Source organism: Rhizobium sp. Leaf384 (genome assembly GCF_001424065.1).
GTDB lineage: Bacteria > Pseudomonadota > Alphaproteobacteria > Rhizobiales > Rhizobiaceae > Ferranicluibacter.
Window position 1 is genome coordinate 69,650 of record NZ_LMQE01000010.1, and the last position, 6,000, is coordinate 75,649.

Annotated in this window: 7 protein-coding genes and 1 pseudogene; 4 read left to right on the forward strand and 4 right to left on the reverse strand. The window is 61.3% G+C overall.

The window, feature by feature from the left end; all coding sequences use genetic code 11:
• Positions 1 to 48: 48 nt before the first annotated feature.
• Positions 49 to 1,104, reverse strand: a complete 1,056-nt coding sequence (gene ligD / locus ASG25_RS21025; protein WP_062479090.1) for a non-homologous end-joining DNA ligase — start codon at positions 1,102 to 1,104, stop codon at positions 49 to 51.
• Between the two features lie 102 nt (positions 1,105 to 1,206).
• On the opposite strand from ligD, the gene ASG25_RS21030 reads away from it, so the two are divergent.
• From ASG25_RS21030 to ASG25_RS21040, 3 genes are all read left to right on the forward strand, one after another.
• The gene (locus ASG25_RS21030; RefSeq protein ID WP_062479093.1) at positions 1,207 to 1,446 is read left to right on the forward strand and encodes a DUF2934 domain-containing protein; all 240 of its coding nucleotides are present in this window, start codon (positions 1,207 to 1,209) and stop codon (positions 1,444 to 1,446) included.
• Positions 1,447 to 1,457: 11 nt separating this feature from the next.
• A complete protein-coding gene (locus ASG25_RS21035) occupies positions 1,458 to 1,667 on the forward strand; it encodes a DUF2945 domain-containing protein (RefSeq protein ID WP_062479094.1) in 210 nt (69 codons plus the stop codon).
• 69 nt (positions 1,668 to 1,736) lie between these two features.
• Entirely contained in the window at positions 1,737 to 1,940 is a 204-nt protein-coding gene (locus ASG25_RS21040; RefSeq protein ID WP_062479097.1) for a hypothetical protein, read from the forward strand.
• A 1,090-nt stretch (positions 1,941 to 3,030) separates the two neighbouring features.
• On the opposite strand, the gene ASG25_RS21050 is transcribed toward ASG25_RS21040, so the two are convergent.
• The 3 genes and pseudogenes from ASG25_RS21050 to ASG25_RS23540 all read right to left on the reverse strand — a co-directional run.
• Positions 3,031 to 3,696: a DUF6766 family protein gene (locus tag ASG25_RS21050; RefSeq protein ID WP_062479267.1), complete on the reverse strand. Its 666-nt coding sequence runs from the start codon at positions 3,694 to 3,696 to the stop codon at positions 3,031 to 3,033.
• A 604-nt stretch (positions 3,697 to 4,300) separates the two neighbouring features.
• Entirely contained in the window at positions 4,301 to 5,098 is a 798-nt protein-coding gene (locus ASG25_RS21055; RefSeq protein ID WP_348271270.1) for a LacI family transcriptional regulator, read from the reverse strand.
• A gap of 2 nt (positions 5,099 to 5,100) precedes the next feature.
• A pseudogene (locus ASG25_RS23540) lies at positions 5,101 to 5,252 on the reverse strand (LacI family DNA-binding transcriptional regulator); the annotation flags it as partial.
• A gap of 233 nt (positions 5,253 to 5,485) precedes the next feature.
• Here ASG25_RS23540 and ASG25_RS21060 point away from each other — a divergent pair.
• On the forward strand, positions 5,486 to 6,000 hold a 515-nt coding region (locus tag ASG25_RS21060), incomplete at its 3' end, for a substrate-binding domain-containing protein (RefSeq protein WP_156466918.1).

Consider the following 6,000-nt stretch of genomic DNA (forward strand, 5'->3'; position numbering starts at 1 on the left):
GTATGCGCTACCCGGCGAACCCGCGAACGATTGGCCCGCCGCTCGCGATCAGACGTCCACCGAATAGATCGCGATTTCGTCGGCGGCATCCCGGACGCCTTTGAACGAGGCATGCCTGAGCTTGCCGTCGCCCGTCCACGCTCGATACTCGATCTCGGCGGCCAAGATCGGCTGGACGTAGACGGCGGACCTGGCCTCTACCCGGACGGCCGGCCGCTCCGTGACGATCGCGTCGAGCTGGTTCCTGAGCTGGCGCGCGACGGAATCCGAGAAACCAGTTCCGACATTCCCGACGTGGACCAGATCGTTCCCTTTCTGTCCGGCGAGGATCAGGCTGCCGACCGCGCCGGGTGTCGAAGCGGACGGTTCGTAACCGATGATCACGAAGGTGTCCGCCTGGACGCACTTTATCTTGCGCCACTCGCCGCCGCGTCCGGACCTGTAGGGTACGTCCAACCGCTTCGCGATTATTCCCTCCAGACCAAGCTCCGCGGCGCTGGCAAACAGGGAAGCGCCGTCGGACTCGATCATTTCCGGCAGCCTTACCGCGCCTGACGCATGTTCAAGCAGGGGGTCGAGGAGCATGCGTCTTTCTTCGAGGGAGAGCATCGATATATCGTGACCGTCCAGATAAAGGAGGTCAAAGGCGTAGAAGACGGTGTCGGTCGAAACCTTCTTGCCGCCTCGACCGCCGAGCGATCCCACCAGGGCGTTGAAATCGCTGCGTCCCTGTTCGTCCAGCACGACCGCCTCTCCGTCCAGGATCATCGTTGCCGGGCCCAGCTCCCTCACGGCTTTCACGATCGTCGGAAAGCGGTAGGTCCAGTCATGGCCGCCGCGCGTCAACACGCGGACCTCGCCGCCGACTTCCACATGGACAGCGATTCTGTATCCGTCCCACTTGATCTCGTAGGCCCACTCCGGTCCTTCAGGGGGGCTGCCTGTGAGGCGCGCCAGACACGGCTCGATCCGGGCGGGCATCGGGTCCAGCGGGAGCTGAGGCTGCGCGGGATCGCGCGCTCTTCGAGGCTGCCCGCGCAAAGGGGCATCGGCGCGGTAATCGAGACCGATGAATCGGCGTTTGTCGGAAGGTGCCTTGGCCATCCGGCAATCACATCACGAAATCCTTAAGGATTCGCCGGCGGCAGGGCAGGAACGACTCACGCGCGGACCGAGTTATCCACGGCCAACCCCGAGGAGACCGCCATGGACGACAGAGAACAGCAGCGGCGCGAGCGCGCCTACAGAATCTGGGAAGACGAAGGACGCCCCGAGGGCTCGCACGACGACCACTGGAAGCGGGCCGAGGGACAGCACGAGTTGACCGAGCAGGAATCCGAAGACGTAACCCAGGTCAATCAGCAAGCCGACAACGAGTTCGCCGGAGACGACAAGACCGAAGCCGTCGCCGTCGCAAGACCGCCGTCAGCGGTCAGCCCGGACTGAGGGGGACCGTCATGAGCGAGAATCTAAAGAAGGGCGACAAGGTCACCTGGAAGACCAGCCAGGGAAAAACCGAAGGCAAGGTCGTCAAGAAACAGACTTCGGACACCAAGATCGAGGGCCATACGGTGAAGGCATCGAAAGAGGCCCCGCAGGTCATCGTCGAAAGCTCGAAGTCAGGAAAGCGGGCCGCGCACAAGCCTGCCGCACTCACCAAGAAGTAGTCGGCTCGCCAAGACTTTCGATCAGGTCCGCGTTGTCAAGTTCCGTCGTACGAGTTGTGGATACTTGAGATGTCGTCATTCGAGTTCGACCGGCCTCGTCGGCATGCCGTCGACGAGGCCAAACAGTTCCACATCGGCGACCACCTCATGGTTGCGCAGCTCGATGCCGCCATGCGTGCCCACCGGTACGACATGGAAGCTGCTCCCGTCGATGCTGACTTCTCCATCAAGGAACCCGCTGCCCGGGTAGGGGGCGCCGGTAGGTGGCCGTGATCCGGTCGCGGGAGACAAGGTCGCGCTAGCCTTGAGCTGGAGGGCGCGATCGCCGCGGCGACCCTGCGCGTGAAGTGCCGGGCCTCGCAAAGGCCCCGTCCGGGGTTGGAGTCGCGCCCAGGTCGACTCGACCGGTGTCGATGCCGCAAACACGACCATCAGGTTCTGGCATGCGCTTCCACGACCGAGAACACCTGGAGCTCGTCGGGAAATCTTGGCCCCTAGATCTCGATCGCCGAACCCGCTTCGTTCAGCTCCGCGAGTTCCGAGGGACGAGAAGCTGACGGTCGGCGCGCCGATGTTTCGATCACGTGGGAAATTTGTGTGGCCCCTGGATCGGCACGATGAACGGTTTCTGGAACGGCAGCCAAGCCAGTGCGATCTGGCAGGGCCGGGCCTGGCAGCGGTCAGGCCAGGTCGTCATCGGCTCAACGAGCGCGAGGGTGCTGGGAAGATTTTCGGTCGCGAAGCGGCCTCCTGAGCCGCGGATATCTCCGAGATCAAGCAGGTCCGCGCGTTGATCGCGTCGTTGAGGAAGCCGATACCGAGTGCCTCGCATACGGGGATCGCTCTCTTCTCAGGTCCGCGCCAAACCAACATCTGACATCCCGATCTGGGAATAGCAGGGTTGGTGATGGCGTGTACCGATACGAGAGCCGACGAGAAAGCCGATGCGCTCGACCGCCAGATGCGATTGCTGACGTCGACCGGGGAGCCCACAAAATCCGTCTAGGCCAACGGCTGCCAATCCTTCTCTGGATAAGGATGAACTCCGGTCCACGGCGCTTGGCCGCATCCAAGGCGATGCCCAAGCCACGCGACGCGATAGAGCCCTGCTCCCTTTCTCCCCGCAGCAGCATGAAGCAGGATAGCCGGCGCCCTTGGGACGATGGTCGGGAGCAGATGCGGCACTATGACCGGAGCTCCGGGGAGTTCCATCGTCTGGCGGCCATGACCAGCTATTCGGACATCGGCCGCTGCCAGCGCGTCACGGCCACACGTCGCTCTTCCCCAGACCTTCCCAAATTGCGGGTTGAATGCGGCTACCTCGGCCCCTGATTCCACGACTGAGGTGAGCTGCCCGTATTTTTCAGCTTCCAGTCTCGGAGTGAGGCGCTGACACGGGTTTGGATTCCGGCGATCCCTTGAACCGGAGAAAGATCGACAGAACGACGAGGACAGCAGTGGATAGGAACTCCGACTGCCAGTTTTGCAGGGACTCGAACCAGAACTGCGCGCTCCCCAGATGCTGGAGGAGCGATACCGGTGGACTGCCATGCATGATGGCTTCCGCACTGGCATCCTCGGCGCTGTATCCCAAATGGAGTAGGAAGCTCAGGACGAAGATCACCGCAAGCGCGATACCTAGCGAATAGCGGTAAAAGGCTTCCGCCATGCCGCCGGCGCGCACGGGCCACGGCGGGTTCCTTTCGCTGCGTCCGAGTTCCGGACTCCGTTCCTCATCATGGGCAGCGGGTTCGTCCGGATCCTTCGATTCCGCCGATCCCCGCTGGAAGAGGAACGCGGTCAGGACCACGTAGGCCGACATCTGAAGGAACTCGCTTTCCCAGTTCTCGAAGACGGCGGACAAAAAGTGTCCGGAGACCGCATACGCGGCCATGGTAAGCGGGACTGCGCCGTGGGTGGCCAAATCCTCGCTGTACACCGCGAACCCGGTGAAGAACATTCCGATGATCGTAAAGATGGAGAGGGTCATCAGGACGATAGTCAGGCCGTTATCTCGTAGAATACGCAACATGATGGCCTCGCAGGATAATGAGCGTTCAAATCACGAAGGATCGGTGAAATCGACTCCGTCTTATGAGATGTCGTCTGTCAGTCCGCTGTCCGGCCCGGTGTGAATCGCGTCTCCTCAGCCCAGCGGCTTTTTAGTTCTAGACCACACGCGTCGTTCTCCTTCTTAAGCACGCTCCCGCCTGATATTGAACGGCGTACTCGGCAACAGACGTTTGCTTCCATCTCGCTATCTCGATCCGACCCGACACGTTGACCCTTCTCGGGCACGTGGAACGCTGAAGTAGCCCAGGGACCTCCCAACTCCCCGTTTTCCCGTCTTCGGCTGGCGACGGCGGAGCGCACGTCTCCACCAAGCCGAGCCGCGCGTCGCCACTTCGACCGTGGTATATCGGGGTGCGCGGCAACATTGCCTGAAACGGCCGATCGTATGGGGAAACACGAGTATTCGATCGAAACCGTCTTGATCACGCTGCCTGGAACCTGGTGACGGCTATTTTCCTGAGAGTGTCGGGTGTCATCCTGAACCGACACGCCGGAGACACATGCGGTTTTTCCATGACGGTCGTCGACAGAAGGTGGCGGTCATAAAACATATGTCCGTATCACGCGATGAAGTTTTCGCGGAAGATCGCAGGTATTTCAATCAACGCTTTGTCAGCGGAACCGTTGTCGATGATGGCGAATACAGCGTCGAGCATCCGCTGAACATCTTGGCGTACCATCTCGACATCGTCGCCCAGAAGCGCTGCGAAGGGATCCCAGTCGAAACATCCGATCACCGGTTTACGGTGCGCATATCGGCCGGATTGTTTTATCCAGCGCATGACGCCTTCCAGCGATATGGTGGAGTTCACGAACATTCCCTCGGGAACAGAACCTTCCTGGGCAGCCAACAGAGCAAGCGAAGCCGCGGCCTTTTCCGGAGCGTACCCGCTAGCTAGGATATGATGTTCCTCGACTGGCACTTCGATATCCGCATGGGCCGAGCGAAATCCGCGAATTCGCTCAGACGTGTTGTGATCGCGCGCGCGTCCTCCGATGAACAGCAAGGGTCTCGCTTCGCCCAGCCGCGCGCGGCTGTTCAGAAGTATCCGGCGGGTCAGTTCGCGCGCGCCGGAGAAATTGTCCGAGATGATCGAGGGCGCCTTGGTGCCGGGCAGATCGAGGTTGAGACTGCCGACGCCTGCGGCCGTACACAGGTCGCTGATGCGGTCCGGATCGGTCGCGCCCGTCGAAACGAGCCATTCGACCTGGTAGGACAGCATGGTCCGCGCCGCCTCCACCTCCAGTTCGGGATCGCGGCGCGTGCAGGTGATGATCGGAAACAGCCCGCGCTCGCGCGCCATCGTCTCGAAGGTCTCGACGATCGAGCCGAAATACCGATTGTCGTATTTCGGCACGNGCCAGTGTGGTGATGCGCTCGGCCAGCTTGGCACTGATCCGACGCTTCTTCCATGTTCCGTTGAGGACCGCACTGACGGCGCTGGCCGACGTCCCGGCAAGCTCCGCCAGATCGTAGATCGTGGTCTTCTTCGCGGATTTTTCCTGATTCACGCCTGGCTCCATTCAAACCCACCTTGACAGCAAAACCATCCCATGACAAACATGCTTCATCGATTGAGCAGACTTGCACAACCGATGAAGTGCCGACTGGAGGGTTGGCTGGGAGAGCGCACGAACTTTACGACCTTCAGGCTGGATGCTTTCGTTCGAGCGAAGCCATGCGGCCGATCGAAGAGCGGAGAAGTGCGGGTCTTCGGTGGCCCAGAAAATCAACGGAGGAGACTATGACTTTTTATTCCACAATGCTGCTGTCGACGACTGTCGCTGCCATGCTTTCAGGCTCTGCCTTCGCACAGGAGGCCGCGACCGTCGCGTTCCTGATGCCGGACCAGGCCTCGACGCGCTACGAGAACCACGATTATCCCGGCTTCAAGGCCGAGATGGCCAAACTCTGCGCCGACTGTACCGTGATCTACCAGAATGCCAATGGCGACACGGCGCTGCAGCAGCAGCAGTTCAACTCCGTCATCGCGCAGGGTGCCAAGGTTGTCGTTCTCGACCCCGTGGATTCGGCAGCGGCGGCCGCGCTTGTCGAAATTGCCCAGTCGCAGGACGTCAAGGTCATCGCCTATGATCGGCCGATTCCGGCCAAGGCCGCGAATTACTACGTGTCCTTCGACAATGAAGGCATCGGCCATGCGATCGCTCAGTCGCTCGTCGCCCATCTGAAGAAGAGCGGCGTTGCCGAGGGTGCCGGCGTTCTGCAGATCAACGGTTCGCCGACGGATGCGGCGGCCGG